A 26128-nucleotide genomic window follows, 5' to 3' on the forward strand; every position below is an offset into this window, starting at 1 on the left:
GATCCTTTTTGTGTTCGAGGTCGGGCGGTGAGGGGCTTGGCAGCGCAATCGCAAATATTCAAAAATAATAGCTGTTAGCGCTTATTCCATGGGCGATAGAGGCTATTTTGGCTTGCAAAACGCAGCAGCCTTGCGCAAGCAAGGCGCGCACATTGTGCAATGCCCAGGATGCACGCTCGGATAGGCGATAACCGGCAAACGCTTGCAAATTTTTTGCATCTATCATCGGCCCGCGCTCTCTGCCTCGGAGGGCGCATCTTTTTTCCGCATCCTCCTTCCTGCCATCCCATGGTCTCGATCGCTCTGCGCCGGCCGTACACCTTCATCGTCATGGCGATGCTGATCGTGCTGGCAGCCCCCTTCGTGCTACTGAAGATGGCCACCGACATCTTCCCGGAAATCAACATTCCGGTGATCAGCATCATCTGGAATTACACCGGCCTCGCACCGAATGAGGTGGGTCAGCGCATCGCCGGTCAGACCGAGCGCGCGCTGACCACGGTGGTCAGCGACATCGAACACATCGAGTCCCAGTCGCTGTCGGGGGTGTCGGTGATCAAGATGTTTTTCCAGCCCACGGCGAACATCCAGACCGGCATGGCGCAAGCCGCGGCCGCCGTGCAGTCGCAGTTGCGCCAGCTGCCGCCGGGCATCACGCCGCCGCTCATCATCAAGTATTCGGCTTCGAGCATCCCGGTGATCCAGCTCGCGCTCTCCAGCCCCACGCTGCCCGAAAACCGTCTGTTCGACGCCACCGTGAACCAGCTGCGCCCGCAGCTCGTGACGATTCCGGGCACGGCGATTCCTTATCCCTACGGCGGCAAGACGCGGCTGATTTCGGTCGATCTGGACATCCCGGCGCTGCAGGCGCGCGGCCTGGCGCCCAGCGACGTCGTCAACGCCGTGAATTCGCAGAATTTGATCCTGCCCTCGGGCACGGCCAAGATTGGCGCGACCGAATACAACGTGGCGATGAACAGCTCGCCCGGCGTGATCGAGGGGCTCAACGATCTGCCCGTGCGCACCATCAACGGCGCCACGACCTACCTGCGCGACGTGGCGCAGGTGCGTGACGGCTTCTCGCCGCAGACCAACATCGTGCGCCAGGACGGCGTGCGCGGCGTGCTGCTGTCGATTCTGAAAAACGGCGGCGCCTCGACCATAGACATCGTGAACAACCTGCGCGCCATGCTGCCCCTGGCCGTGCAGACCATGCCGACCGACATCAAGGTGACGCCGCTGTTCGATCAGTCGGTGTTCGTGAAGGCCGCCGTCAAGGGCGTGGTGTTCGAGGCGCTGCTCGCGGCGGCGCTCACCGCGGCCATGGTGCTGGTATTTCTGGGCAACTGGCGCAGCACGCTGATCATCGCGCTGACGATCCCGCTGTCCATCCTCGCGTCGATCCTGCTGCTCTACGTGCTCGGTGAGACGCTCAACCTCATGACGCTGGGCGGGCTCGCGCTCTCGGTGGGCATTTTGGTGGACCAGGCCATCGTCACCATCGAAAACATCGAGCGCCACGTGGGGCTGGGCAAGTCCCTGCATGACGCGATCATGGACGGCGCGGGCGAGATCGGCTCGGCGGCGCTGGTGTCCACGCTGTGCATCTGCATCGTGTTCGTGCCCTTGTTTTTCCTCTCGGGCGTGGCGCGCTATCTGTTCACGCCCATGGCCGAGGCCGTGGTGTTTGCCATGCTCGCCTCGTACCTGCTCTCGCGCACCCTGGTGCCCACGCTGGTCATGTTGATGATGAAGGGCCACGCGGGGCACACGCCGCACGGTGACGCGGCGGCCGGCGCAGGCCCGCGCGCGAGCCTGCTGCAGCGCGTGTACCGCGCGTTCGACAGCCGCTTCGAGCACGTGCGCCGCGCGTATGCGCTCGTGCTCTCGTCGGTGCTCTCGCACCGCGGGCGCTTCATTGCGCTGTTTCTGGGCTTTTGCGTGCTTTCGTGTGCGCTGTTTCCGGTGCTCGGGCGTGACTTCTTCCCCAGCGTGGACGCGGGGCAGATCCGCCTGCACATGCGCGCGCCCACCGGCACACGCATCGAGGAGACGGCGCGCCTGGCCGACGCGGTCGAGGCCGAAATCCGCCGCATGATCCCGCCCGCCGAGCTCGAAACCATCCTCGACAACCTGGGCGTGCCCAACAGCGGCATCAACCTGTCGTACAGCAATTCGGGCGTGATCGGCACCATAGACGCCGAGCTGCTCATGGCGCTGCGCGAGGGCCACCGGCCCACGCAGGAATACGTCACGCTGCTGCGCGCCGAGTTGCCCAAGCGCTTTCCGGGCGTGGAGTTTTTCTTTCAGCCCGCGGACATCGTCACGCAGATTCTGAACTTCGGCCTGCCTGCAGCCATCGACATTCAGTTCAGCGGCAACGACATGGAAGGCAACGCGCAGCTGGCGGCCGGCTTGGTCAAGGAGATTCGCAAAATCCCCGGCGCGGTCGATGCCCATGTGCACCAGCGCCTCGATGCGCCCGCGCTCAGGCTGCAGATGGACCGCTCGCGCCTGCAGCAGGTGGGTTTGACGGCGGCGAACGTGGGGCAGAACGTGCTGATCGCGCTCTCGGGCAGCTCGCAGACTGCGCCCGCCTTCTGGCTCAACCCAAAAAACGGCGTGGTCTATAACCTCGCCGTGCAGGCGCCGCAGTACCAGATCGGTTCGCTCGACGCGCTGCTCAACGTGCCCGTGAACACCGGTGGCGGTGCGCCGCAGCTGCTCGGCAACCTCGTCGATGTGCGGCCCGCGCGCCAGCCCGCGGTGGTGTCGCACTACAACATTGCGCCCGTGATCGACGTGTTCGTGAGCGTGCAGGGCACCGACCTGGCCAGCGTGGCCGCGCAGGTGCAAAAACGCGTCGATGCCGTGCGGCCCAAGCTCGCGCGCGGCAACCAAGTGCAAACGCGCGGTCAGGTGCAGACCATGCAGTCCTCGTTCCTGGGCCTGGGCGTGGGGCTCGCGATGGCGATCGTGCTCGTGTATCTGCTCATCGTCGTGACCTTCCAGGCCTGGCTGGACGCGGCCATCATCATCACCGCGCTGCCCGCGGCGCTCGCGGGCATCGCGTGGATGCTGTTCCTCACCGGCACCACGCTCAGCGTGCCAGCGCTCACGGGCGCCATCATGACCATGGGCGTGGCCACGGCCAACAGTATCTTGCTCGTGTCGTTCGCACGCGACCGGCTGCTCGCGGGCATACCGCCCTTGTCGGCGGCGCTCGAAGCTGGCGCCACGCGCATCCGGCCCGTGCTCATGACGGCGCTGGCCATGATCATCGGCATGATCCCCATGGCGTTGGGCCTGGGCGAAGGCGCCGAGCAGAACGCGCCGCTCGGGCGCGCCGTGATCGGCGGCCTGCTGCTCGCCACCGTGTCCACCCTGTTTTTCGTGCCTGCGGTGTTCGCCGCCGTGCACAGCTGGCGTGCCCGGCGCGCCGAACGTGCCCAAGGCCACGGCAGGGGCCCCGCAGCGCCGCCGCCCGCTACCGCATAAGAAAGCTGAACCATGACCGAACAACGCCACGCGGCAATGGCCATCCACCCGCTCGAAACCGATGGCACAGGCCACCACGATCTGCTCAAGCGCCAGCAGATGGTGCGGCGCACGCGCGCCATCCTCGTGGTCGTCGCCTTGCTGCTGCTGATCGGCGCGGCGCGCACGCTCTACCAGCGCCACGCCAACGCCAGCGCGCTCGAAAAAGTCGCAGCCGAGCAATCCACGCAGTACGTGCTGACCACCACGCCCACCTTGCCGCAAAAAGGCCAGACGCTGACGCTGCCAGGCACTTTGCAAGGCTATGTGCAGGCGTCGATCGCCGCGCGCGTGAGCGGCTACCTCAAGCGCTGGACGCACGACATCGGCAGCCGCGTCAAGCAAGGCGAGCTGCTCGCCGAAATCGAAACGCCCGAAATCGACCAGCAGCTCGCGCAGGCCATCGCCGCGCGCGAGCAGGCCGCCGCGAGCCTCGCGCTCGCGCGCAGCACCGCGCAGCGCTGGGAGGCCTTGCGCCAAAAAGACGTGGTCGCGCAGCAAGACCTCGAAGAGCGCCGCAACGCCGTCGCCACGGCCACGGCCAACCTCGCAGCCGCCGAGGCCAACGTGCAGCGCCTGCGCCAGATGGAGGGCTTCAAGCGCGTGCTTGCGCCGTTTGCCGGCGTGGTCACGCGGCGCAACGTCGATGTAGGCGATTTGATCGACGCTGGTGCCGGGCGCGTGCTCTTCACCATGGCGCAGACCGACCCGCTGCGCATCTACGTCAACGTGCCGCAGTCCTACGCCAGCCGCATCCAGCCGGGCCAGCCCGTCATCGTCACGCAGGCCGAGCTGCAGGGCCAAAAGTTCGAGGGCAAGGTCGCGCGCACGGCAGGCGCGATCGACATTGCGACGCGCCAGATGCAGGTTGAAATCGCCTTGCCCAACCCCGACGGCAGCCTGCTGCCCGGCGCCTACGTGCAGGTCGAAGTGCCGCTGCCGCCGAGCAAGATGCTCAGCGTGCCCGAAAACGCGCTGCTGTTTCGCGCCGAAGGCACGCGCGTGGCCATCGTCGATGCGCAGGGCAAGGTGCACCTGCAACCCGTCACGCTGGGGCGCAACTATGGCGGCAGCATCGAGGTACTGAGCGGCCTGCAAGGGAATGAACAGCTCGTGCTCAACCCGTCGGACGCGCTCGCCGAGGGCGACACCGTGACCATCGCGCCGCCCAAGGCCGCCGCACCCGAAGGCGCCAAGCCTGGCAAGAAGGAGCCGGCATGAGGGGCGCGCAAACGCGGCCCGGCACCATACGCGCGGGGCGTCTGCGCAGTTTGCGTGGCCTGCGCTTTGGTGCGCTCGCCTGCGCTTGCGCCTTGCTGGCGGCCTGCGCCGTGGGGCCCGACTACCGCAAACCCGACGTCACCGTGCCCGTAAGCTGGAAGGTCGAAGCACCCTGGCGCGAGGCGCAGCCCGGCGATGCGCTCGACAAAGGCCCGTGGTGGCAGCGCTTTGGCGACACCGAGCTGGATGCGCTCGAAGACCAGGCGCTCGCGAGCAACCCCACGCTCGCGCTGGCGGCGGCGCGGCTCGCGCAGGCGCGTGCACTCGTGGGCGCAAGCTCGGCAGCGCTTTACCCCCAGGTGGGCCTCACGGCACGCGACGCGCGCCAGCGCATCTCGGCCAACCGGCCCTTGACCAATTACAACAACCCCAATTACGCCACCACGCAAAACGACTACCTGCTGCAGTTCAACGCGAGCTACGAGGCCGACCTGTTCGGCCGCGTGCAGCGCGCCGTCGAAGGCGCGCAGGCCGCGGCGCAGCAGTCCGAGGCCGATTTGCGCAATACGCGCCTGCTGCTCACGGCCGACTTGGCGAGCAACTATTTCAACCTGCGTGCGACCGACATCGAGCTCGACGTGGTGCAGCGCTCGATCGACTGGCAGCGCCGCGCGCTCGACTTCGTCACCGCGCGCCACGACCTCGGCGCCGTTCCCGGCATCGACGTGGCGCAGCAGCGCGCGCTGCTCGAGGGCACGCTCGCGCAGGTCGATCTGCTGAAAAAGCAACGCGCGCAATACGAGCACGCCATCGCCGCGCTGATCGGCCAGCCCGCGCCCAACTTCACCATCGGTGCGGCAGTGCAGCCCATCACGCCACCCGCCGTGCCGCTCGGTCTGCCTTCGGACGTGCTCGAGCGCCGCCCCGACGTCGCCGCGGCCGAGCGCGCCATGGCCGCGGCGAACGCGCAGATCGGCGTGGCCAAGGCGGCGTTTTTCCCCAGCGTCACGCTGGGCGCGGCGTTGGGTGTGGACAGCAGCAACCGCAGTTCCGTGCTGTTCGACGCACCGAGCATGCTGTGGTCGCTGGGCGTGACGGCCGTGCAGACCGTGTTCGACGGCGGGCGCATCCGTGCGAACGTCGATTTCGCGCAGGCCGGGTATGAGGGCACCGTCGCGAGCTACCGGCGCGTGGTACTTGCCGCGATGCAGGAGGTCGAAGACGGCATCACCGGCCTCGCGGCGCTCGAGCGCGCGAGCGTCAAGGCGCAAAGCGCCGTCGATGCCGCGCGCCAGGTGCGCACCATGGCCGCCTACCGCTACGAGGGCGGCGCCAGCACCTTCCTCGACGTCATCACGGCCCAGCAATCGCTGCTCGCCGCCGAGCGCCAGCTCGCCCAGGTGCAAGGCCAGCGCCTGCAAACGGCGGTGTTCCTGGTCAAGGCGCTGGGCGGCGACTGGTGCGCACCGCAAGCGCAGGGCGCGCAGGCGGCTTGCGTGTCCGCTGCCGTGGCCACTCGGCCAGGCAAAACAAACGCCACGCCATAATTACAAAAACGATAGCTGCTTGCGCAGACTCGTAGAACGCAAGTGGCCTATTTGGCCTATAAAACGAATTGCTCGATCAAGCGCGCCACGGCCTCGGGCTGGTCGTGGTGCAGCATGTGGCCCGCATCCGGCACCACCATGCGGCGGCAGTCGCGCACATGGCGCAGGCGCGCGTGGAATTCCTCCAGCGTGTAGGTGTCGCCCGACCACTTGTGCAATCCGTTGTCGCTTGCCTCGACGACCAAGGTGGGCGCGCTGATGGCGGCATAAAGCGCCAGCACCTCCTCCACGCGCGAGCGGTAGGCGCCCACAACCTTGTGCGCCGGGTCGCCCAGGATGCGCCAGCGCCCGTCCTCGCCCGGCTGCGCCCAGTGGCGCGCGAGCCATCCGGCCTTGTCGGAGGAGAGGCGCGGATTGGTCTTGCTCAGGCGCTGCGCTACGCCCTCGGGCCCGTCGTAGCTTTGCAACGCCATCTTGCCCTGGTGCAGCAGCTTGACCTCGTCCATCCACGTTGCATAGTGGGCCGGCGCCGTGCGCGGGTCGGTGGCGGGCATGCCGAAGCCTTCGAGGTCGATCAGGCGTCGGATGCGCCCCGGGCGCGCACCCGCGTAGTGCATGGCCACATTGCCGCCCATGCTGTGCCCAACCAGGTCCACGGGCCGATCACCCGCGAAATGGTCGAGCAGAAAGTCCAGATCGGCCAGGTAATCGACGAACAGATAGTGGTCGCAGGGCGCAGGCGGCTTGCTCAGGCCAAAGCCCCGCCAGTCGGGCGCGATGATGGTGCGCGCGCGGAAAAAGTCCTGCGCCAACGCATCGACCACGAACTGGTACGAAGCCGCCACGTCCATCCAGCCGTGCAGCAGCACGAGCGGCGGCGCTTGAGCATCAGCGTCCTCGCCCCACAGGCGCACGTGGTAGTCGAGGGTACGAACGCGCACGAATGCGCTGCGGGAGGGGCGGGTGGCTTGGTACATGGGGGGATTATTTCGGATCGCTGCACTGGCAGCTGTCAAACAGGAAACAGCGCGGGGCATCCTTGGCGTGGGGCGTTCCTTACACTTGTCGCTCCTTTCGTTTCCTCAGTCTTTCCCCATGAACACCATCCCCCTCGGCCAGAGTGATCTGCGCGTGACCCCCATTTGCCTGGGTACCATGACTTTCGGCGAGCAGGTCGGCGAGGACGAAGCACATGCGATTCTCGACCGGGCGCTCGAGCGTGGCGTGAACTTCATCGACACGGCCGAGATGTACGCCGTGCCCGCGCGTGCGCAAACGTATGGCGCGACCGAGTCCATCATTGGCCGTTGGTTTGCCCGGCAGCCTGGCTTGCGCCAGAAGGTGGTGCTTGCGACCAAAGTGGCCGGTCCTTCGCGCGGCATGCCCTGGATTCGGGAGGGCAAGGGGCTCACGGCAGCGGACATCGTAGCCTCGTGCGAGGGCAGCCTGCGGCGTCTGCGCACCGATGTGATCGACCTCTACCAGATTCACTGGCCCGAGCGCCACGTGCCCGCGTTCGGCACCCTGTATTACGACCCGGCGAAAGAAACTTCGCAGACGCCGATCCGCGAGCAGCTCGAAGCGCTCGCAGGCTTGGTGCGCGCAGGCAAGGTGCGCCACATCGGCTTGTCGAACGAGACGCCGTACGGCGTGCACGAGTTCGTGCGCCTGGCCGAGGAACACGGCTTGCCGCGCGTGGCCACGGCGCAGAACCCGTATTGCCTGCTCAACCGCACCTGGGAAAACGGCCTGGACGAAACCTGCCACCGCCTGGGTGTGTCGCTGCTCGCGTATTCGCCGCTTGCCTTCGGTTTGCTCACCGGCAAGTACGACGTCGGCGGCACCACGGGGCCGCAGGCGCCGCAGGGTGCGCGCATTGCCAGCTACGAGTCGGTGCGCAAGCAGCGCTGGGGGCGCCCCGAGGCGGTGCAGGCCGCGCGGCGCTACAACGCGCTGGCGCGTGCGCATGGCCTCACGCCCACGCGCATGGCGCTGGCGTTTTGCTACACCAAGTGGCAGGTGGCAAGCACCATCATTGGCGTGACCACGCGCGCACAGCTCGAAGAGAATCTCGACGCCTGGGGCACCGCGCTGGCGCCCGAGCTGCTGCAGGAGATCGACGCGATCCGCTGGGAGCTGCGTGACCCAGCGCTTTGATACTTTGAAAAAGAGAGCGCCTCACGCCCATCGATAGCCGCCATGCCCAAGAAAACCGTCCATGTCTGCGAAACGCCGGCCACCGCGTTCTTGCGCGCGCACGGGGTGCCGTTCAGCGAGCACGCCTACGACTACGCCCCGCACGGCGGGGCCATGCACAGTGCGCAGATGCTGGGGCTCGATCCGTTCATGGTGGTCAAGACGCTGGTCATGCAGGACCAGGATGCGCGGCCGCTGATCGTGCTCATGCATGGCAATCGCACGGTCAGCACCAAGCAGCTCGCACGCCAGATCGGCGCCAAGGCGGTCGAGCCCTGCGAGCCGCAGGTCGCGCAGCGCCACAGCGGCTACCTCGTGGGCGGCACTTCGCCGTTTGGCACGCGCCGGCGGATGCCGGTGTATGTCGAGCAAAGCATTCTCGACTTGCCGCGCATCGTGCTCAACGGCGGGCGGCGCGGCTTCCTCGTGGGTATAGACCCGCAGGTGTGCGTGCGCCTGCTCAGTGCCACGCCGGTGCACTGCGCCTTGGCCGAATAGCGCGCCGGCTTGCGGCGCACGGCGCACGGCGCACGGCGCAAGGGGCGGGCCAAGTTCGCGGGCCGCAGGCGCACGCGGCAGGTGTACGGAACTCGTGTCCGAGGCCGGTGCGCGAGCCAAGGCGCCTTGGCCGTGCCGGCTCAAGGCTGCGCCGTGCTGGCCGGTGCTTTCGCCTGGGTTTGGGGCGTTGCGCCGTCGTTCGGCTTGCTGTTGGCGCTGGCCCTGGCATCGCTCCAGCCGCCGCCCAGGGCGCGGTACAGATCGACGTAGGACGTGAGCAGCGTGGTGCGCGTCTGCACCACGGCCTGCTGCGCCGCGTAATTCGTGCGCTGCGCGTCGAGCTCTTCAAGGTAGCTCGCGTAGCCGTTGCGGTAGCGGTTGCGCACCACGCGCAGGGCTTCGGTCGAGGCCTGCTCGCGCGCTTCGGTTTGCACCAGCTGTCGCTGCAGGGCGTCGATGGAGGCGAGCGCGTTTTCGACTTCGGCAAAGGCGTTGCGCACGGATTGTTCGTAGGCGAACACCGCCTGGTCGCGCTGCGCAGCAGCGACTTCGGTGCTGGCGCGCAGGCGGTTGCCTTGCAGCACGGGCGTGAGGATGCTGCCGCCTATGCTCCAGAGCCGATAGGGTGCGTTGAACAGCTGGTCCCAGCTGAGGCCCTGCAAGGTGCCCGCAGCCGTGAGCTGCAGCGACGGCAGCAGCTGGTCGCGCGCGGCGGCGAGGTTGGCGTCGGCGGACACCACGCGCTGCTCGGCCTGGGCGATGTCGGGGCGGCGGCGCAGCAGCTCGGACGGCACGCCGCTGTCGACGGCGGGCAGGCGCAACGCGGTCAGCTCGGCGCCGCGCGCCACGTCGCCGGGGTTTTCGCCCAGCAGCAGGTGCAGCGCGTTTTCCTGCAATGCGACCGAGCGCTCGAGCGCGGGCACGGCGGCGGCGGCGGCAAGGTAGTCCGACTGGAACTGGATCCATTCGGCGCGCGAGTTGTAGCCCGTGTCGAGCAGGTGCTTGGCGCGGTCCAGCGATTCCTTGCGTGTGGCCAGGGTCACCCGTGCAATGTGCAGTTGCGCGTCCAGGCTGCGCAGGTTCAGGTAGCCGCTCGCGGCCAGCGCGGCCACCGACAGCGCGGCGGCGTCCAGCGCGTCCTGCTGGCCTTGCAGGTCGGCGAGCGCAGCATCGCTCAGGCTCCGCAACCGGCCCCACAGATCGACTTCGTAGCTGGCCTGCACGCCGACCTGGTGCACGGTGGTGTCGGCAAAACTGCCGCTGGGCGTGCGTGCGCGGCTGCGCAGCACGGGCTGGGCGCTGCCGCTCACAGCGGGCGCCTGGGCCGCGCGCGCGATGTCCAGCCGCGCCTGGTATTCGGCCACACGCGCGCGCGCCACGCGCAGGTCGGTGTTTTGCGCCAAGGCGCGCGCCACCACGTCATCGAGCACGGGGTCGCCAAACGTCTGCCACCACTGCGCAGAAATCTGGGCCGCCGCCGCGCTGGCAGGCGTGGAGCCTGTGGTGGTGCCCGTGGTGTTGGGCGCGCGCCAGCCGCCGGGCATTTGCAGCGTCGCTGGCGGCGCCGGCTGCGGCGGCAGGGTGCAGCCGGCGAGCAGCAGGGCGCAGAGCAGACCCGATGCAAGGCGCTGCGCCGATGCGAACAGCTGCGCAGAGGCGAGGCGGCTCATGGCTTTTGCTCCGCTGGCGCTGTGGGTTGCGCTGCGCTGCCAGCCGGCTTTTGGGGCCGCGCTGCCGTGTCTATGCTCACCACCACCGACATGCCCGGACGCAGACGCTCGGCCAGCGGCTGGTCGGGGGCGATGGCGATGCGCACGGGAATCCGCTGCGCGATCTTCACGAAATTACCCGTGGCGTTGTCAGGCGGCAATACGCTGAACTCCGAGCCCGCCGCGGGCGAGATGCGCTCGATGTGCCCGTTGATGCGCGCGTGGTTGAGCGCATCGACGGTGAACCATGCCGGTTGGCCCACGGCGACGTCGGCCATCTGCGTTTCCTTCATGTTGGCGATGACCCACAAGGTCTGCGGCACGAGCGCGGTGAGCTGCGTGCCCGCAGTGACGTAGGCGCCCACGCGCACGGTCACCTGGCCCAGACGGCCGTCGCGCGGGGCACGGATTTCGGTGTTGGCAAGGTCTATGCGCGCGAGCTGCAGCGCCGCCTGCGCGTTCGCGACGGCGGCTTCGAGCGCGGCGCGGTTGACGTCCACGGTGCGCAAATTCTCGTGCGCGATGCGCAGCGCGGCGTCGGCCTGCGTCACGCCCGCCGTGGCCTGGGCGTGCGCGGCAAAGGTCTGGTCGCGCTCGCGTTCCGAGAGCGAACCGTCGGCCACCAGGGCCTTGATGCGGCGCCAGTCGGCCTCGGCCTTGAGCGCCTGGGCATGCGCGCTTTGCACCCCGGCCTTGGCTTGGGCGATCGCGGCCTCGGCACTGCGGCGCTGCTGCTGGGCGTTGGCGAGCGCCGCCTTGGCCGTGGCGACTTGCGCCTCGCCCTGGGCCACACGCTGGCGGTAGATGCGGTCGTCGATCTTCACGAGCAGCTCGCCATGGTGCACGCTCTGAAAGTCCTGCACCGGCACATCGACCACGTAGCCGCTCACCTGGGGGCTGATCAGGGTGACCTGGCCGCGCACCTGGGCGTTTTCCGTGCTTTCGATGGGGGTGGTGAAGGGCGGCAGGCTCCAGGCGTAGAGCACCACCAGTACGCCCGCAAGGGCGACGAGCGCAAAAATGAAGGCCATGACCAGGCGCTTGCGGTTTTCTGCGGGCGTGACCGGCGTCGATGGGCTGGGAGGTACGGCCGGTGGTGGTGCCGCAGCGGCAGGGCCGGCTGCCGTGGGCGCAGTGGCCGCAGCGGGAGAAGAGGAGGGTGGGTTGCTCATGGTTGTAGTGTGCAAATGATTGTGGGGCCGAGCAGGAAAGGGATTGACCAAGGTCAGCGGGCTGCCGCTGCAGCCGGCACGGCCTTGGGCTTGCTGAGGCGCAGCCACAGGGCCTGCGCCAATACGAAGAACAGAACCAGTGCGGCAATGGCCGCGACGAGCAGGAAGACGTCGTTGTAGGCGCGCACGTGGGCTTCGCGCGTGGCCGCCGCGGCCAGGCTGGCCATGCCTTGCACATTGTTCAGCACCGGATCGGTGGTGGTGTGGCTGTAGAGGCTGCTGCCCTGGTGGATGCGTGCGGCGACTTGCGGCTCCAGCAGGCTCAGGTGCTCGACGATGTGGCTCGAGTGGAATTTCTCGCGCCAGGTCTGGAAGGTGCCGAGCATGGCCGAGCCGAGCAATCCGCCCAGGTTCTGGCTGATGCCGAACAGCACGATGAAGCTGATCAGGTTGCGCGGCTGGGCGAGGATGCTGCCGATCTCGAGGAACATCACGGGCGCCAGAAACCACGTGCCGCCAAAGGCCAGCAGGAACTGGCTCAGCACCATTTGCGCGGGCCGTGTGAGGTTGGTTGCCTGAGAGTCCATCCAGGCACCCACAATGATCATGAGCAGCGACAGCACCACGGGCAGCATCAGGCGTTGTGGATTGAGCGTCAGGGTGCACACCACGATGCCCGCCACCGTGCCGGCGAACATCGCATGAAACATGGGCTGCATGTGCTCCACGCCCAGGCCCATGGCCTGCATCAGCCCGACCGCGCCCGTGGTCGATTGTTCGGCGAGCACGAAGCGCACGAGGGCCATCAGCAAACCCATGCGCAGCATGCCGGGGCTGACCCACCAGCGCAGGTTGATGAGCGGGTTGGTGCGGTGGTGCTCGTAGTAGATGGCCGTGGCCACGAGGGCGATGCCGCCCGCCAGGGCCCAGCCTATCCAGGGCGTGTCGAACCACCACAGCGTGCGGCCCAGCGACAGCACCGCACACAGCAGCGCCATGCCGGGGGCAAACAGCACAAAGGTGATGAAGTCGGCCTTTTCGAAGGTTTTCACGCGGTCGCCGGGCGGCAGCTTGAGCAGCAGCACACAGCCCAGCGAGATCAGCGACAGGCCGAGCTCGAACAGATACAGCCCGCGCCACTCCGAAAACTCCAGCATTTCCACAGGCAGGATGCGCGCGAACGGCAGCGCCAGCGCCGTCAGGCTCACCCCGTAGGCCATGCCGCGCATGCGCCAGGCCGGCGGAAATCCCTGCAAGGTGTAATAGATGCCCAGCGAACTGAGCGCCGCACCCGTCATGCCGTGGGCCGCACGCACGGCCAGGGCAGAACCCAGATCGTTGGCAAACAGGTGGCCGAAGGTGATCAGGGCATAAAGTACGAGAAAAACCTCGGTGAACAGGCGCAGGCCGAATTCCTGGCGGAATTTGACGAGCAGCAGGTTCATGGACACGTTGGTCATCACGTAGGCGGCGGGCAACCAGGCGATTTCCGCCGTGAAAACGCCCAAGGCGCCTTGCAGATTCTGCTGGTTGGCCGTGACGAGCGCATTGCTCAGGCCGCCCGTGAGCGTGATGATGAAGCCGACGACGGCGTAGGCCAGGCGTTTTGGGGGCGAATGCAGCGGCGTCGAGGGCGAGCCGGGCATCATGGGCCGTTCGTGCGGCAGCCATTGGCGGGGGGCGAAAGGATTTTTCATGGAGACGCGAAAGCCAGGTGCGGCCATGCCTCCTCGACATCCCTCCCGGAGCATGGGGCCACAGAATCAAACGATAAAAATGCGCAAACCAATGATTGTTGCACAGACAATCTTTGTCATGTGCGCAAATGCGAGGACTTGCATGGCGAAAGCGACACGCCTGCCCAAGGTGGGCGACTTCGCATCTGCAACTACTGTGAGGCCCGGGTCAGGCGCTTGTGGAGCGCCTGGGCAAGCAAAAATGCCAGCGTGGCTGCGGCAATGGCCGCCACGAGCATGAACACGTCGTTGTAGGCCAGCACGTTGGCTTCGCGCGTGGCGGCAGCGGCGAGCGCATTGGCACCTTGGGCGTTGTCCAGTGCGGGGTCGGTGATGACGCGCCTGTAGGCCGCCGCGCCTTGCTGCAGGCGGGCTGCGACTTGCGGCTCCAGCGCGCTCAGGTGCTCGACGATGTGGCTAGAGTGGAATTTTTCGCGCCAGGTCTGGAAGGTGCCGAGCAGGGCCGAGCCGAAAAGCCCCCCCATGTTCTGGCTGATGCTGAACAGCACGGAAAAGCTCACCAGGTTGCGCGGTTCGGTGCGCACCGCGCCGAGCTCCTGCAGCATGGCCGGCGCCAGAAACAGTGCGCCGCCGAACGCCAGCAAAAACTGGCTGGTTTCCATTTCATAGGGGCGGGTGAGGTTACTGGCATGCGCGTCCATCAGCGCGCCCACCATGATCATGGCCAGCGCGATGATGATGGGCGCGCTCAGGTGCTCGCGCTGGAGCGTGAGCGCGCTGGTGACGACGCCCGCAAGCGTGCCCAGCAACATCGCCATGAACATGGGGTGCATCTGCTCCAGGCTCAGGCCCATGGCTTGCATCAGGCCCACGGCACCCGTGGTCGATTGCTCCGAGAGCCCGAAGCGCACCATGACCACGAGCATGGCCAGCCGGATCATGTTGCTGCTGCCCCACCAGCCCACATTGATCAAGGGGTTGCGGCGCAAGTGCTCGATGATCAAGGCCGCCGTCAGCAAGACGATGGCGCCCGCGAGCGCCCAGCCCAGCCACGGCGTCTCGAACCACCACAGGGTACGCCCAAGAGACAGCACGCCGCACAGCAGCGCCATGCCCGGCGCGAACAGGATGAAGGTGAGAAAGTCGAGCTTCTCATACACCTTGTACTGGTCGCCGGGCGGCAGTTTGAGCAGCAGCACGCAGCCCAGGCAGATCAGCGACAGCCCCATCTCGAACAGGTACAGGCCGCGCCACTCGGCAAACGACAGCAGCTCGAACGGCAGAATGCGCGCCAGCGGCAGCGCCAGCGAGGACATGCCCAAGGCCAGCGCCAGACCGCGTATGCGATGCGCGCCGGGAAAAGCCTGCATGGTGTAGTACATGCCCAGCGAGCTGAGCGCCGCGCCCGTCATGCCATGGGCGGCGCGCACGGCCAGGGCCGAGCTCAGGTCGTTGACGAACAAGTGCCCGAAAGCCACCAGGGCGTAGAGGACCAGAAATATCTCGGTGAACAGCCGCAGGCCGAATTCCTGGCGAAACTTGACCAGCAGCAGGTTCATCGACACGTTGGTCATGACGTAGGCCGCGGGCAGCCAGGCGATTTCTGCGCTGTAGGCGCCGAGCGCGCCTTGCAAATATTGCTGGTAGGCCGTGACGAGCGCATTGCTCATGCCCCCCGTGACGGCGATCAGGCAGCCCACGATGCCGTAGGCCAGCCGCAGGTGCGGCGGATGCGCCGGCGTGGAGGGCGAGCCGGGCATCATCGGCCGCTCTTCGGGCCGCCATTCGCGCGGAGCGTAAGGGATCATGGGTGGAGAGGCGCGGCAATCGGGTGCTGTGTGCGGGTTTGCGTGCCTGTCGGACGACAGGCTTATTGCCACCGCGCCGGTGCAAAAGCAGTGCAGAAAAATTCTAGCCCGTTCGGGCGAATGCTGCTTGTGCGCCGCGCTTTTGCCTTGTCTTGCGGGTGCGGACCTCCACGTCCCTTCACTGCGGCAGCGGGTCGGCCTCTCAGAACTCGAGGTTGTCGATCAGCCGCGTGCTGCCCAGGCGCGCGGCACCGAGCGCGACGAGCGTGCCCGGTGCATCGGCAGCCGTGGCGGGTTGCAGGTCGCAGCGGCGGCGCACCGTGAGGTAGTCAGGCTGCCAGCCGCGCGCACGCAACGCGTCCATGGCCTGTTGCTCGAGTGCGGCGGCGTCGAGGGCGCCGGCCGTGCGTGCCGCGCACCAGCGCTCGGCGAGCTGCCGCAGCGCCTGCGCGAGGGCCTGCGCCTCCGCGCGCTCGGCGGGGCCCAGGTAGTGGTTGCGCGAGCTCAGCGCGAGGCCATCTTCGGCGCGGCAGGTCTGCCCTGCGTGCACCTGAATCGGTAGCGCGAACTGCCGCACCATCTGGCGGATCACCATGAGTTGCTGGTAGTCCTTTTGCCCGAACACGGCCACGCCTTCACGCTGGCCAAAAAACACCGCGAGGAACAGCTTCATCACCACGGTGCACACGCCCGTGAAAAACCCGGGGCGGAACTGGCCTTCGAGGATGTCGGCCAGGCGCGGGTCGGGCTGCACCTTGAAGGTCTGCGGCTCGGGGTACATGTCGCTCTCGCGCGGCGCAAAGACGATGTCGCAGCCCGTGGCGCGCAGCTTGTCGCAGTCGGCCTCCCAGGTACGCGGGTAGCTGTCGAAGTCTTCGTGCGGCAAAAACTGCAGGCGGTTCACGAAGATGCTCACCACTGTCACGTCGCCCAGCGGCTTGGCCTGGCGCACGAGCGAAAGATGCCCTTCGTGCAGATTGCCCATGGTGGGCACGAACGCAGGACGGTGGTAGGCGGACAGGGCTTGGCGCAGTTCGGGGATGGAGCGGGTGATCAGCATACGAGAGGGAAGGGGCAGGAAGGGCGGTACAGCAGGGCGGTACAGCGGTCGAATGGGGTATTCACCAGGCGTGCATTGCGTCGTCGGGGAAGCGCCCCTCCTTCACGGCGTGCACGTAGGCCTCGATCGCGCCACGCACGCTGCCTGCGTCCTGCATGAAGTTGTGCACGAATTTGGGCATCTTGCCGAGGTTCATGCCCAGCATGTCGTGCAGCACCAGCACTTGGCCGGCCGTGCCCTTGCCCGCGCCTATGCCTATGGTGTGGCAGTGCTGCAGTTCGGTGGTGATTTCGGCGGCGAGCGCGGCGGGCACCATTTCGAGCACGAGCATGGCCGCGCCGGCTTCCTGCAGCTCGTGCGCGTGCTGGCGCAACGTGCGCGCGGCGGCGTCCGACTTGCCCTGCACGCGGTAGCCGCCGAGCGCATGCACGGTTTGCGGCGTCAGGCCCAGGTGGCCGCAGACGGGGATGCCGCGCTGCACGAGGAATTCCACCGTCGGCGTGATCCAGCCACCGCCCTCGATTTTGACCATGTGCGCACCCGCCTGCATCAGCGCGCAGGCGCTGCGCAGCGCCTGTTCGCGGCTTTCGGCGTAGGTGCCGTAGGGCAGGTCGGCCACCAGCCAGGAGGTGCCCTGCACGCGGTGCAGCCCGCGCGCCACGCTTTCGGTGTGATAGACCATGGTGGCGAGTGTCACGCCCACGGTGCTGGGCAGCCCCTGGCAGACCATGCCGAGCGAGTCGCCCACGAGGATGCACTCCACGCCCGCGGCGTCGGCCACGGCGGCGAAGGTGGCGTCGTAGGCCGTGAGCATGGTGATTTTTTCGCCCGCGGCGCGCATCTGCGCGAGGCGCGGCAGGCTCACGGGGCGGCGCTGTGGCAGCGGCGAGGCGGGCGGAATGGTGCCGTAGGGCGTGGCGCCGGAAGCGCTGGAGGTCGATTCGGTAGCGGACATGGCAGCTCCAGTCTGGGGTTGAAAAACTGGGCGAGAGTCTATGCCAAGCCGAAGCCGCTATGCTCGCCCCATGACAAGTTCCAACATCGACTTCGACTTTTCTTCCGCTGTCGCGGTGCAGGCACTCGCGCAAACCGATGTGGCGCGTGCGCTGGCGGAGGATGTAGGCCCGGGTGACCTGACCGCGGCGCTGGTTCCTGCCGAGCGCCGGGCGCACGCGCGTATCCTCGCGCGCGAGGCCGCGGTGGTCTGCGGTGCGCCCTGGGTCGAGGCGGCGCTGCGCGCGCTCGACCCCAACGTGCAGATCACCTGGCACGTGGCCGAGGGCCAGCGCTGCGCGCCCGAGCAGGTCGTGCTCGAAGTGCAAGGTCAGGCGCGCGCGCTGCTCAGCGCCGAGCGCACGGCACTCAACTTTTTGCAGCTGCTCTCGGCCGTGGCGACCAAAACCGCGCGGTATGTGGAGGCGGTGCAGGGCACGCGTGCGCGCATCGTCGATACGCGCAAGACCTTGCCGGGCCTGCGCCTCGCGCAGAAGTACGCCGTGCGCACGGGCGGCGGCACCAACCACCGCATCGGCTTGTACGACGCCGTACTCATCAAGGAAAACCACATCGCCGCAGCAGGTGGCGTGCGTGCCGTGCTACAAACAGCGCAGCAGGTTGCGGCGCGTGCAAAGTTCATCCAGATCGAGGTCGAGACGCTCGCGCAGCTGCACGAGGCGCTGGACGCGGGCGCCACCATGGTGCTGCTCGACAATATGGACTTGCCCACGCTGCGCGAGGCCGTGCGCATCAACGCGGGCCGCGCCGTGCTCGAAATCTCGGGCGGCGTTACGCTCGCGAACCTGCGCGCGCTGGCCGAAACCGGCGTGGATCGCATCTCCATAGGCACCTTGACCAAGGACATCGAGGCGATCGACTATTCGATGCGCCTGCAGGAGCTTTCATGACCACCACATCCGTGATTCCCGTTTCGGCCCCGCTCAAGGACGTCGAGTACGAGCAGCCCGTCGATCGCCTCGAAGGCGGGCCGGTGTGCTCCACCAAACACGCCTGGGCGCGCGTGCCGCCCGAGCCCGGCCCCGCCGAGCGCGCCGCACTCAAGGACAAAATCCGCCGCCTGCTCCGGGAGCGCAACGCCGTCATGGTGTCGCACTACTACGTGCACCCCGACTTGCAAGACCTGGCCGAGGAGACCGGCGGCATCGTGAGCGACTCGCTCGAAATGGCGCGCTTCGGGCGCGACCATCCGGCGCAGACGCTGGTGGTCTCTGGGGTGCGCTTCATGGGTGAGACGGCCAAAATCCTCTCGCCCGAAAAAACCGTGCTCATGCCCGACCTCGACGCGACCTGTTCGCTCGACCTCGGCTGCCCGATCGAAGCGTTCAACGCCTTTTGCGACGCGCACCCTGACCGCACCGTGGTCGTCTATGCCAACACCAGCGCCGCCGTGAAGGCGCGCGCCGACTGGCTCGTCACCTCGAGCTGCGCGCTCGACATCGTGCGTGCGCTCAAAGACCAGGGCCACAAAATCCTCTGGGCGCCCGACCGCCACCTGGGCGACTACATCCGCGCCGAAACCGGCGCCGACATGGTGTTTTGGAACGGCGCCTGCATCGTGCACGACGAGTTCAAGGCCTTCGAGCTCGCCGCGCTCAAGAAGGAACACCCCGGCGCCATGGTGCTCGTGCACCCCGAAAGCCCGGCCGAGGTCATCGCGCTCGCGGACTTCGTGGGTTCGACCTCGGGCATCCTGCGCGCGGCGCGCGAGCTCGAGGCGCAAGAATTCATCGTCGCCACCGACAACGGCATGCTGCACAAGCTGCGCACGCTCAACCCCGGCAAGGTGTTTTACGAGGCGCCCACGGCCGGCCGCAGCGCCACCTGCAAGAGCTGCGCGCATTGCCCCTGGATGGCGATGAACAGCCTGGCCGGCGTGGCGCAGGTGCTCGAAACGGGCGCAAACGCGGTGCAAGTCGACCCGGCGCTGATCCCGCGCGCGCGCGTGCCCATAGACCGCATGCTGGCCTTCACCGCGGCGCTGCGCCAGGGCCAGCCGGCGCTGCGCCTCGTGCCGAGCATAGGTGCGGCCTGAGATGCTCACTATTGGATAGCTTCTTGCGCCCGATGGTAGTGCCTCTGTGGCCGATTTGGCATTGATTTTGGCGGCCGCGCGCGTCAGGGTAATCCTTCGTTCCTGCGGCGACGTGGGCTTTCTAAAATCGGCTGCAAAGCGAAAACCCGAGTATCCAAGGAGGACACCTTCGTGCCTGAAGCCAAAGACGCCCGCACCGCCAAGCCGGCGGCGCGGGTGATCAAAAAATACCCCAATCGCCGCTTGTACGACACGGGCACTTCGACCTACATCACGCTCGACGAGGTGCGCCAGCTCGTCATGGCGCACGAGGACTTCGTCGTGCGCGACGCCAAAACGGGTGAAGACCTTACGCGCAGCATCCTGCTGCAGATCATCCTCGAAGAAGAAGCTGGCGGCGCGCCCATCCTCACCGAAGCCGTGCTCGCAAACATCATCCGCTTTTACGGCCACGCCATGCAGGGCTTCATGGGGGCCTACCTCGAAAAGAACATCCAGGCCTTCACCGAACTGCAGGCCAAACTCACCGAACAGGCGAAAAACCTCACGCCCGAGATGTGGACGCAGTTCATGAGCCTGCAGTCGCCCATGCTCACCGGCATGATGGGCAACTACGTCGAGCAGTCGCAAAAAGCGCTCGCACAAATGCAAAAGCAGACCGAGCAGATGCTGGGCGCGTTCGGTCTCAAGCGTTGAAGCACCTGAAAGATCGTCGTCATTGCGAGCCCCGCAATGACGCCCCAAGGGGCGCCCCATCGGGGACAATACCAGGATGAATGCTGCCTCCTCGACTTCTTCTCTTTCCTCTTCCAGTACGTCTTCCGGTAGCTCTGCAGCGCCGCGCATCGGCTTCGTGAGCCTCGGCTGCCCCAAGGCGCTCACGGATTCGGAGCTGATCCTCACGCAGCTGAGCGCCGAGGGCTACGAAACCTCCAAGACCTTCGCGGGCGCAGACCTCGTGATCGTCAACACCTGCGGCTTCATCGACGAGGCCGTACAGGAAAGCCTGGACACCATTGGCGAGGCGCTGGCCGAAAACGGCAAGGTCATCGTCACGGGCTGCCTGGGCGCGCGCACGGACAGCAAGGGCGACAACCTGGTGCGCGAGCTGCACCCGCGCGTGCTTGCCGTCACGGGCCCGCACGCCACGCAAGAGGTCATGGACGCGGTGCATCAGCACCTGCCCAAGCCGCACGATCCGTTCACCGACCTCGTGCCCGGCGGCTTCGGCGTCGCGGGGCTCAAGCTCACGCCGCGCCACTATGCCTACCTCAAAATCAGCGAGGGCTGCAACCATCGCTGCACCTTTTGCATCATCCCCTCGATGCGCGGCGATCTGGTGTCGCGCCCCGTGGGCGAGGTGCTGAACGAGGCGCGCGCGCTGTTTGAGGGCGGCGTCAAAGAGCTGCTCGTGATCAGCCAGGACACCTCGGCCTACGGCGTCGATGTGCACTACCGCACGGGCTTTTGGGACGGCAAGCCGATCAAGACGCGCACGCTCGAGCTCGTGCAGGCGCTCGGCGAACTGGCCGCGGCGCACGGCGCCTGGGTGCGGCTGCATTACGTCTATCCGTACCCGAGCGTCGATGCGCTGATCCCGCTCATGGCCGAAGGCTTGGTGCTGCCCTACCTCGACGTGCCCTTCCAGCACAGCCACCCCGCGGTGCTGCAGCGCATGAAGCGCCCCGCAAGCGGCGAGAAGAACCTCGAGCGCATCGCGCGCTGGCGTGAAATGTGCCCGGAGCTGGTGATCCGCAGCACCTTCATCGCGGGTTTTCCCGGTGAAACCGAGGAGGAGTTCGCGCACCTGCTCGACTTCGTGCGCGCCGCGCAGATCGACCGCGCGGGTTGCTTCGCCTACAGCGATGTCGCCGGCGCCGCGGCCAACGACTTATCCGGCATGCTGCCGCCCGAACTGCGCGAGGAGCGCCGCGCGCGTTTCATGGCCGTGGCCGAGCAGGTTTCCGTGGCCAAGCTGCAGCGCCGCGTGGGCACGACCCTGCAGGTGCTCGTCGATACGGCGCCCAACCAGGGCAAGAAAGGCGGCACGGGCCGCAGCTATGCCGACGCGCCCGAAATCGACGGCGTGGTGCACCTGCTGCCGCCGGAAAAAATCAGCAAGACGCTCAAGGTGGGCGAATTCACGCGCGCGCGCATCGTAGGCACGCAGGGGCATGACCTCGTGGCGCAGCCGGTGTGAGGGTGTGCGGCGGCGCGTTGTGAGCGCTGCGCGCCCAACAAAAAGGCTTCCCGAGGGAAGCCTTTTTGTTGGGTCGGGGCGTCAGTTCAAACGCGCTTGCGGTATTCCGCCGTGCGTGTGTCGATTTCGATCTTGTCGCCTTGTTCGACGAAGATCGGCACTGGCACGTCGAAACCCGTGGAGATCTTTGCGGGCTTGAGCACCTTGCCCGAAGTGTCGCCCTTGACGGCGGGCTCGGTCCAGGTCACTTCGCGCACCACCGAAGTTGGCAATTCGACCGAAATGGCCTTGCCTTCATAAAACACTACCTCGGCGGGCATGCCTTCTTCGAGGTAGTTGAGCGCGTCGCCCATGTTTTCGGCCTCGACCTCGTACTGGTTGTAGTCGGTGTCCATCCAGACGTACATCGGATCGGCGAAGTAGGAGTAGGTGCACTCCTTTTTTTCCAGCACGATGTTGTCGATTTTGTCGTCGGCCTTGAACACGACTTCGGTGTTGAAGTTGGCGATCAGGCTCTTGAGCTTCATGCGCACGGTGGCCGAGTTGCGGCCGCCGCGCGAGTATTCGGTCTTGAGCACGACCATAGGGTCTTTGCCGTGCATGATGACATTGCCGGCACGGATTTCTTGAGCGATTTTCATGGCTGCTAGCTTGGGGGTGTGCTGCTCGGTTCAAGAGCAGTGGTGCATGGTCAGCGCTTTTTTGGGGTGCGACCTGGCAACGCGCCATGCGTTGCCTTGATGCACGCGCGCGTCTGGCGACGCGATTCGGGATTGCGGAATGTGGTAGGCGCGATTGGACTCGAACCAACGACCCCCACCATGTCAAGGTGGTGCTCTAACCAGCTGAGCTACGCGCCTGGGTCTTTTCGGGAAACCGCAATTGTAGCAGCAAAAACACGGTGCTCGCCTTTTTTCCGCCCTGTCAGCCCTGCTGCTCCAGAAAGCGCTGCGCATCGAGCGCCGCCATGCAGCCCGTGCCGGCACTCGTGATGGCCTGGCGATAGACGTGGTCCTGCACGTCGCCGGCGGCAAAAATGCCGGGCACGCTGGTTTGTGTGGCAAAGCCCTTGTGCCCGCCCTGCGTGAGGATGTAGCCGTTTTCCATGGCGAGCTGGCCCTCGAAAATGCCGGTGTTGGGCGCGTGGCCGATCGCGATGAAGCAGCCTTGCAGTGCGATCTCCTCGGTGCTGCCGTTTTGCACGTTCCTGATGCGAATGCCCGTCACGCCGCTGTCGTCGCCCAGCACTTCGTCCAGGGTGTGAAAGAGCTTGAGCTCGATCTTGCCCGCGGCGACTTTTTCCATCAGCTTGTCCACCATGATGGGCTCGGCACGGAACTTGTCGCGCCGGTGCACCACGGTGACCTTGCGCGCGATGTTCGAGAGGTACAGGGCCTCTTCGACGGCGGTGTTGCCGCCGCCCACCACACACACATCCTGGTCGCGGTAGAAAAAGCCGTCGCAGGTCGCGCAGCCCGACACGCCCTTGCCCATGAAGGCCTGCTCCGAAGGCAGCCCCAGGTACTTGGCCGAGGCGCCCGTGGCGATGACCAGTGTGTCGCAGGTGTAAGTGCCGCTGTCGCCCGTGAGCGTGAACGGGCGCCGGCTGAAATCGACCTTGTGGATATGGTCGAACACGATCTGCGTGCCAAAGCGCTCGGCGTGCGCCTGAAAGCGCTGCATCAGCTCGGGCCCTTGCACGCCGTTCACGTCGGCGGGCCAGTTGTCCACCTCGGTCGTGGTCATGAGCTGGCCACCCTGGGCGATGCCCGTGATCAGCATGGGGCGCAGATTGGCGCGCGCGGCATAGATCGCCGCCGTGTAGCCCGCCGGGCCCGAGCCGAGGATCAGAACTTGTGCGTGTGGGGTGCTGGACATGGTGTGTGCGGTGGAATTGGGGTGGATGGTATGCGCGCCAGTATCGGCCAAAAAGCGGGCGCGGTGCGCGTCGTGGGGGCAAGATTTGCCTATCGCAGTGATTGTAAAAACCGGCGGGCGGGCTTTGCGCAGCAGCGCGCGGCGATGCCGTCCGCGTCGTTACCAGGCGCTACCGGCGGCGCCTGCGCATCGGGTAAGCTCATCGCCTGCTGATTGCCTGCCTATGACGTACTCGCTCAACACCTTGAATGCCTCGTCCCGCACTGGGCCGGCCCCGCGCTCGGGGGCTGCGCGCTTCGGTTACGAATTCGGCCTTTTCGTGGGCTTTGTGCTGCTGGTGTTCTGGTTGCTGGCGCTGCTGAGCTATTCGCAGCAGGACGCCGCCTGGTCCACTTCGGGCTCTGGCAGCAATGGCATGGTGGCGAATTGGGGCGGGCGCGTGGGCGCGTGGCTGGCCGATGGCAGCTATTTTTTGCTGGGTGTTTCGGTCTGGTGGTGCGCGCTCGCTGCGCTGCGCGCCTGGATGGCGGCGCTCGCGCGCTGGATGCGCGGCGGCGCGCCGGCGCCCGGCGAGGCGCCTGCGTGGCAGCGCCGCGTAGTGTTTTGGGGCGGGCTGGCACTGCTGCTGGGCGCGAGCACGGCGCTCGAGTGGTCGCGCCTGTACCGGCTGGAGCACTGGCTGCCGGGGAGCGCCGGCGGCGTGCTCGGGGCCGTGGTCGGCCCGCTGGCGATGCAGTGGTTCGGCGCCACGGGCTCGGCACTGCTGGGCATCGTGGCCGTGGTGCTCTGTGTGACGCTGGTGCTGGATTTTTCTTGGGGCTCGGTGGCCGAGGCACTGGGTGCGCGCATCGATGCCCTGGTGCAATCGCGCCGCAGCTCGCGCGAGGCCGCGCAGGACATGGCCGAGGGCCGGCGTGCCGCGCGCGAGCGCGAGGAGGTGGTGCGCGAAGAGCGTAGCGAAGTCGAGGGGGCGCATCCGCAGCCCGTGCAGATCATCGAGCCCGTACAGGAACAGGCGCCACCCAGCGCGCGTGTGGTGAAAGAGCGGCAAAAGCCCTTGTTCACCGAGTTGCCCGACAGCCCGCTGCCGCAGGTCGATTTGCTCGATGCGCCCTTGCAGCGCCAGGAAACCGTCGCGCCCGAGACGCTGGAGATGACCAGCCGCCTGATCGAGAAAAAGCTGCGCGACTTTGGCGTCGAGGTGCAGGTGGTCGCGGCCATGCCGGGGCCCGTGATCACGCGCTACGAGATAGAGCCCGCCACGGGCGTGAAGGGCGCGCAGATCGTCGGTCTGGCCAAGGACTTGGCGCGTTCGCTGAGCCTGGTGTCGATCCGCGTGATCGAGACGATTCCGGGCAAGAACTACATGGCGCTGGAGCTGCCCAATGCCAAGCGCCAGTCGATCCGGCTCGCGGAAATTCTGGGCTCGCAGGTCTATCACGAGGCCAAGTCGCTGCTCACCATGGGGCTGGGCAAGGACATCGTGGGCAAGCCCGTGGTGGCCGATCTGGCCAAAATGCCGCACGTGCTCGTGGCCGGCACCACGGGCTCGGGCAAGTCGGTCGGGCTCAACGCCATGATTCTGTCGCTGCTCTACAAGGCCGAGGCGCGCGACGTGCGTCTGCTGCTGATCGACCCGAAGATGCTCGAAATGTCGGTGTACGAGGGCATCCCGCACCTGCTCGCGCCCGTGGTCACCGACATGAAGCAGGCCGCGCAGGGCCTGAACTGGTGCGTGGGCGAGATGGAGCGGCGCTACAAACTCATGAGCAAGCTGGGCGTGCGCAACCTCGCGGGCTACAACGCCAAGATCGACGAGGCCAAGGCGCGCGGCGAGGCCATTGCCAACCCTTTCAGCCTCACGCCCGAGGAGCCCGAGCCGCTGCAGCGCCTGCCTTACATCGTGGTGGTGATCGACGAGCTCGCCGACCTGATGATGGTGGTGGGCAAGAAGATCGAGGAGCTGATCGCGCGCCTCGCGCAAAAGGCGCGCGCCGCGGGTATCCATTTGATTTTGGCCACGCAGCGCCCCAGCGTCGATGTGATCACGGGCCTGATCAAGGCCAACATCCCCACGCGCATCGCCTTCCAGGTGAGCAGCAAGATCGACAGCCGCACCATCCTCGACCAGATGGGCGCCGAAGCGCTGCTGGGCATGGGCGACATGCTCTACATGGCCAGCGGCACGGGCCTGCCGATCCGCGTGCACGGCGCCTTTGTGAGCGACGAGGAGGTGCACCGCGTGGTCAGCTACCTCAAAAGCCAGGGCGAGCCCGACTACATCGACGGCGTGCTCGAGGGCGCCGCCGCCGAGGGCGAGGCGGATGCCTTTGGCGAAGGGGGTGAAAGCGACGAAAAAGACCCCATGTACGACCAGGCCGTGGCCATCGTGCTCAAGGACCGCAAGGCCAGCATCTCGTACGTGCAGCGCAAGCTGCGCATAGGCTACAACCGCGCGGCGCGCTTGCTCGAAGACATGGAAAAAGCCGGCCTGGTGAGCAGCCTGACCACGAGCGGCCAGCGCGACGTGCTCGTGCCCGGGCGCGAGGAGTGATG

The 26128-nt window shown here is 66.8% G+C and carries 19 protein-coding genes and 1 tRNA gene; 10 read left to right on the top strand and 10 right to left on the bottom strand.

Annotated elements, in window-relative coordinates:
- The first annotated feature begins 288 nt into the window (after positions 1–288).
- Genes FK527_RS11025 through FK527_RS11035 form a run of 3 tightly spaced genes read left to right on the top strand, consistent with a single transcriptional unit; the run spans position 289 to position 6305 of the window.
- The gene (locus FK527_RS11025) at positions 289–3498 is read left to right on the top strand and encodes an efflux RND transporter permease subunit (RefSeq protein ID WP_144733557.1); all 3210 of its coding nucleotides are present in this window, start codon (positions 289–291) and stop codon (positions 3496–3498) included.
- A gap of 12 nt (positions 3499–3510) precedes the next feature.
- Positions 3511–4758: an efflux RND transporter periplasmic adaptor subunit gene (locus tag FK527_RS11030; RefSeq protein WP_144733560.1), complete on the top strand. Its 1248-nt coding sequence runs from the start codon at positions 3511–3513 to the stop codon at positions 4756–4758.
- Positions 4755–6305 (top strand): efflux transporter outer membrane subunit, encoded by a 1551-nt coding sequence (locus FK527_RS11035; protein ID WP_144733563.1) that lies wholly within the window; start codon positions 4755–4757, stop codon positions 6303–6305. Before FK527_RS11030 ends, FK527_RS11035 begins: the two co-directional genes overlap by 4 nt.
- Positions 6306–6361: 56 nt before the next feature.
- Here FK527_RS11035 and FK527_RS11040 read toward each other — a convergent pair whose 3' ends face one another.
- Positions 6362–7282 (bottom strand): alpha/beta fold hydrolase, encoded by a 921-nt coding sequence (locus tag FK527_RS11040; RefSeq protein WP_144733567.1) that lies wholly within the window; start codon positions 7280–7282, stop codon positions 6362–6364.
- A 118-nt stretch (positions 7283–7400) separates the two neighbouring features.
- On the opposite strand from FK527_RS11040, the gene FK527_RS11045 reads away from it, so the two are divergent.
- The gene (locus FK527_RS11045; protein ID WP_144733570.1) at positions 7401–8462 is read left to right on the top strand and encodes an aldo/keto reductase; all 1062 of its coding nucleotides are present in this window, start codon (positions 7401–7403) and stop codon (positions 8460–8462) included.
- Positions 8463–8504: 42 nt separating this feature from the next.
- The gene (locus tag FK527_RS11050) at positions 8505–8999 is read left to right on the top strand and encodes an aminoacyl-tRNA deacylase (protein WP_144733573.1); all 495 of its coding nucleotides are present in this window, start codon (positions 8505–8507) and stop codon (positions 8997–8999) included.
- A 140-nt stretch (positions 9000–9139) separates the two neighbouring features.
- On the opposite strand, the gene FK527_RS11055 is transcribed toward FK527_RS11050, so the two are convergent.
- The 6 genes from FK527_RS11055 to panB form a co-directional block, all read right to left on the bottom strand.
- Positions 9140–10669, bottom strand: a complete 1530-nt coding sequence (locus tag FK527_RS11055; protein WP_144733576.1) for an efflux transporter outer membrane subunit — start codon at positions 10667–10669, stop codon at positions 9140–9142.
- On the bottom strand, positions 10666–11880 hold the full coding sequence (locus tag FK527_RS11060; RefSeq protein ID WP_144733579.1) for an HlyD family secretion protein: 1215 nt from the start codon (positions 11878–11880) through the stop codon (positions 10666–10668). Before FK527_RS11060 ends, FK527_RS11055 begins: the two co-directional genes overlap by 4 nt.
- Before the next feature lie 53 nt (positions 11881–11933).
- On the bottom strand, positions 11934–13577 hold the full coding sequence (locus FK527_RS11065) for an MFS transporter (protein WP_144733582.1): 1644 nt from the start codon (positions 13575–13577) through the stop codon (positions 11934–11936).
- Between the two features lie 191 nt (positions 13578–13768).
- A complete protein-coding gene (locus FK527_RS11070; protein ID WP_144733585.1) occupies positions 13769–15385 on the bottom strand; it encodes an MFS transporter in 1617 nt (538 codons plus the stop codon).
- 202 nt (positions 15386–15587) lie between these two features.
- The gene (panC, locus tag FK527_RS11075) at positions 15588–16445 is read right to left on the bottom strand and encodes a pantoate--beta-alanine ligase (RefSeq protein WP_144733588.1); all 858 of its coding nucleotides are present in this window, start codon (positions 16443–16445) and stop codon (positions 15588–15590) included.
- A 61-nt stretch (positions 16446–16506) separates the two neighbouring features.
- Positions 16507–17400 (bottom strand): 3-methyl-2-oxobutanoate hydroxymethyltransferase, encoded by an 894-nt coding sequence (gene panB, locus FK527_RS11080; RefSeq protein WP_144733591.1) that lies wholly within the window; start codon positions 17398–17400, stop codon positions 16507–16509.
- A gap of 70 nt (positions 17401–17470) precedes the next feature.
- Between panB and nadC the strand changes: the two genes are divergently transcribed.
- From nadC to rimO, 4 genes are all read left to right on the top strand, one after another.
- Positions 17471–18349 (top strand): carboxylating nicotinate-nucleotide diphosphorylase, encoded by an 879-nt coding sequence (nadC, locus tag FK527_RS11085; protein ID WP_144733594.1) that lies wholly within the window; start codon positions 17471–17473, stop codon positions 18347–18349.
- Positions 18346–19494 (top strand): quinolinate synthase NadA, encoded by a 1149-nt coding sequence (nadA, locus tag FK527_RS11090; RefSeq protein WP_144733597.1) that lies wholly within the window; start codon positions 18346–18348, stop codon positions 19492–19494. Before nadC ends, nadA begins: the two co-directional genes overlap by 4 nt.
- Before the next feature lie 171 nt (positions 19495–19665).
- Entirely contained in the window at positions 19666–20190 is a 525-nt protein-coding gene (gene phaR / locus FK527_RS11095) for a polyhydroxyalkanoate synthesis repressor PhaR (protein WP_144733600.1), read from the top strand.
- A gap of 76 nt (positions 20191–20266) precedes the next feature.
- Positions 20267–21694, top strand: a complete 1428-nt coding sequence (gene rimO, locus FK527_RS11100) for a 30S ribosomal protein S12 methylthiotransferase RimO (protein WP_144733603.1) — start codon at positions 20267–20269, stop codon at positions 21692–21694.
- An 86-nt stretch (positions 21695–21780) separates the two neighbouring features.
- Here the strand turns inward: rimO and efp are convergent, their stop codons facing one another.
- The 3 genes from efp to trxB all read right to left on the bottom strand — a co-directional run bounded on the left by efp (position 21781) and on the right by trxB (position 23572).
- Positions 21781–22335, bottom strand: a complete 555-nt coding sequence (gene efp, locus FK527_RS11105) for an elongation factor P (protein ID WP_144733606.1) — start codon at positions 22333–22335, stop codon at positions 21781–21783.
- 142 nt (positions 22336–22477) lie between these two features.
- Positions 22478–22554 (bottom strand) — tRNA-Val (locus FK527_RS11110).
- A 64-nt stretch (positions 22555–22618) separates the two neighbouring features.
- On the bottom strand, positions 22619–23572 hold the full coding sequence (gene trxB, locus FK527_RS11115) for a thioredoxin-disulfide reductase (protein ID WP_144733609.1): 954 nt from the start codon (positions 23570–23572) through the stop codon (positions 22619–22621).
- A 223-nt stretch (positions 23573–23795) separates the two neighbouring features.
- Between trxB and FK527_RS11120 the strand changes: the two genes are divergently transcribed.
- Complete coding sequence (locus tag FK527_RS11120) at positions 23796–26126, top strand: DNA translocase FtsK (protein WP_144733612.1); 2331 nt, start codon at positions 23796–23798, stop codon at positions 26124–26126.
- The last annotated feature ends 2 nt before the right edge of the window (positions 26127–26128 follow it).

Origin of the sequence: Extensimonas perlucida, from assembly GCF_007655255.1 — a bacterium.
GTDB classification, from domain to species: domain Bacteria; phylum Pseudomonadota; class Gammaproteobacteria; order Burkholderiales; family Burkholderiaceae_C; genus Extensimonas; species Extensimonas perlucida.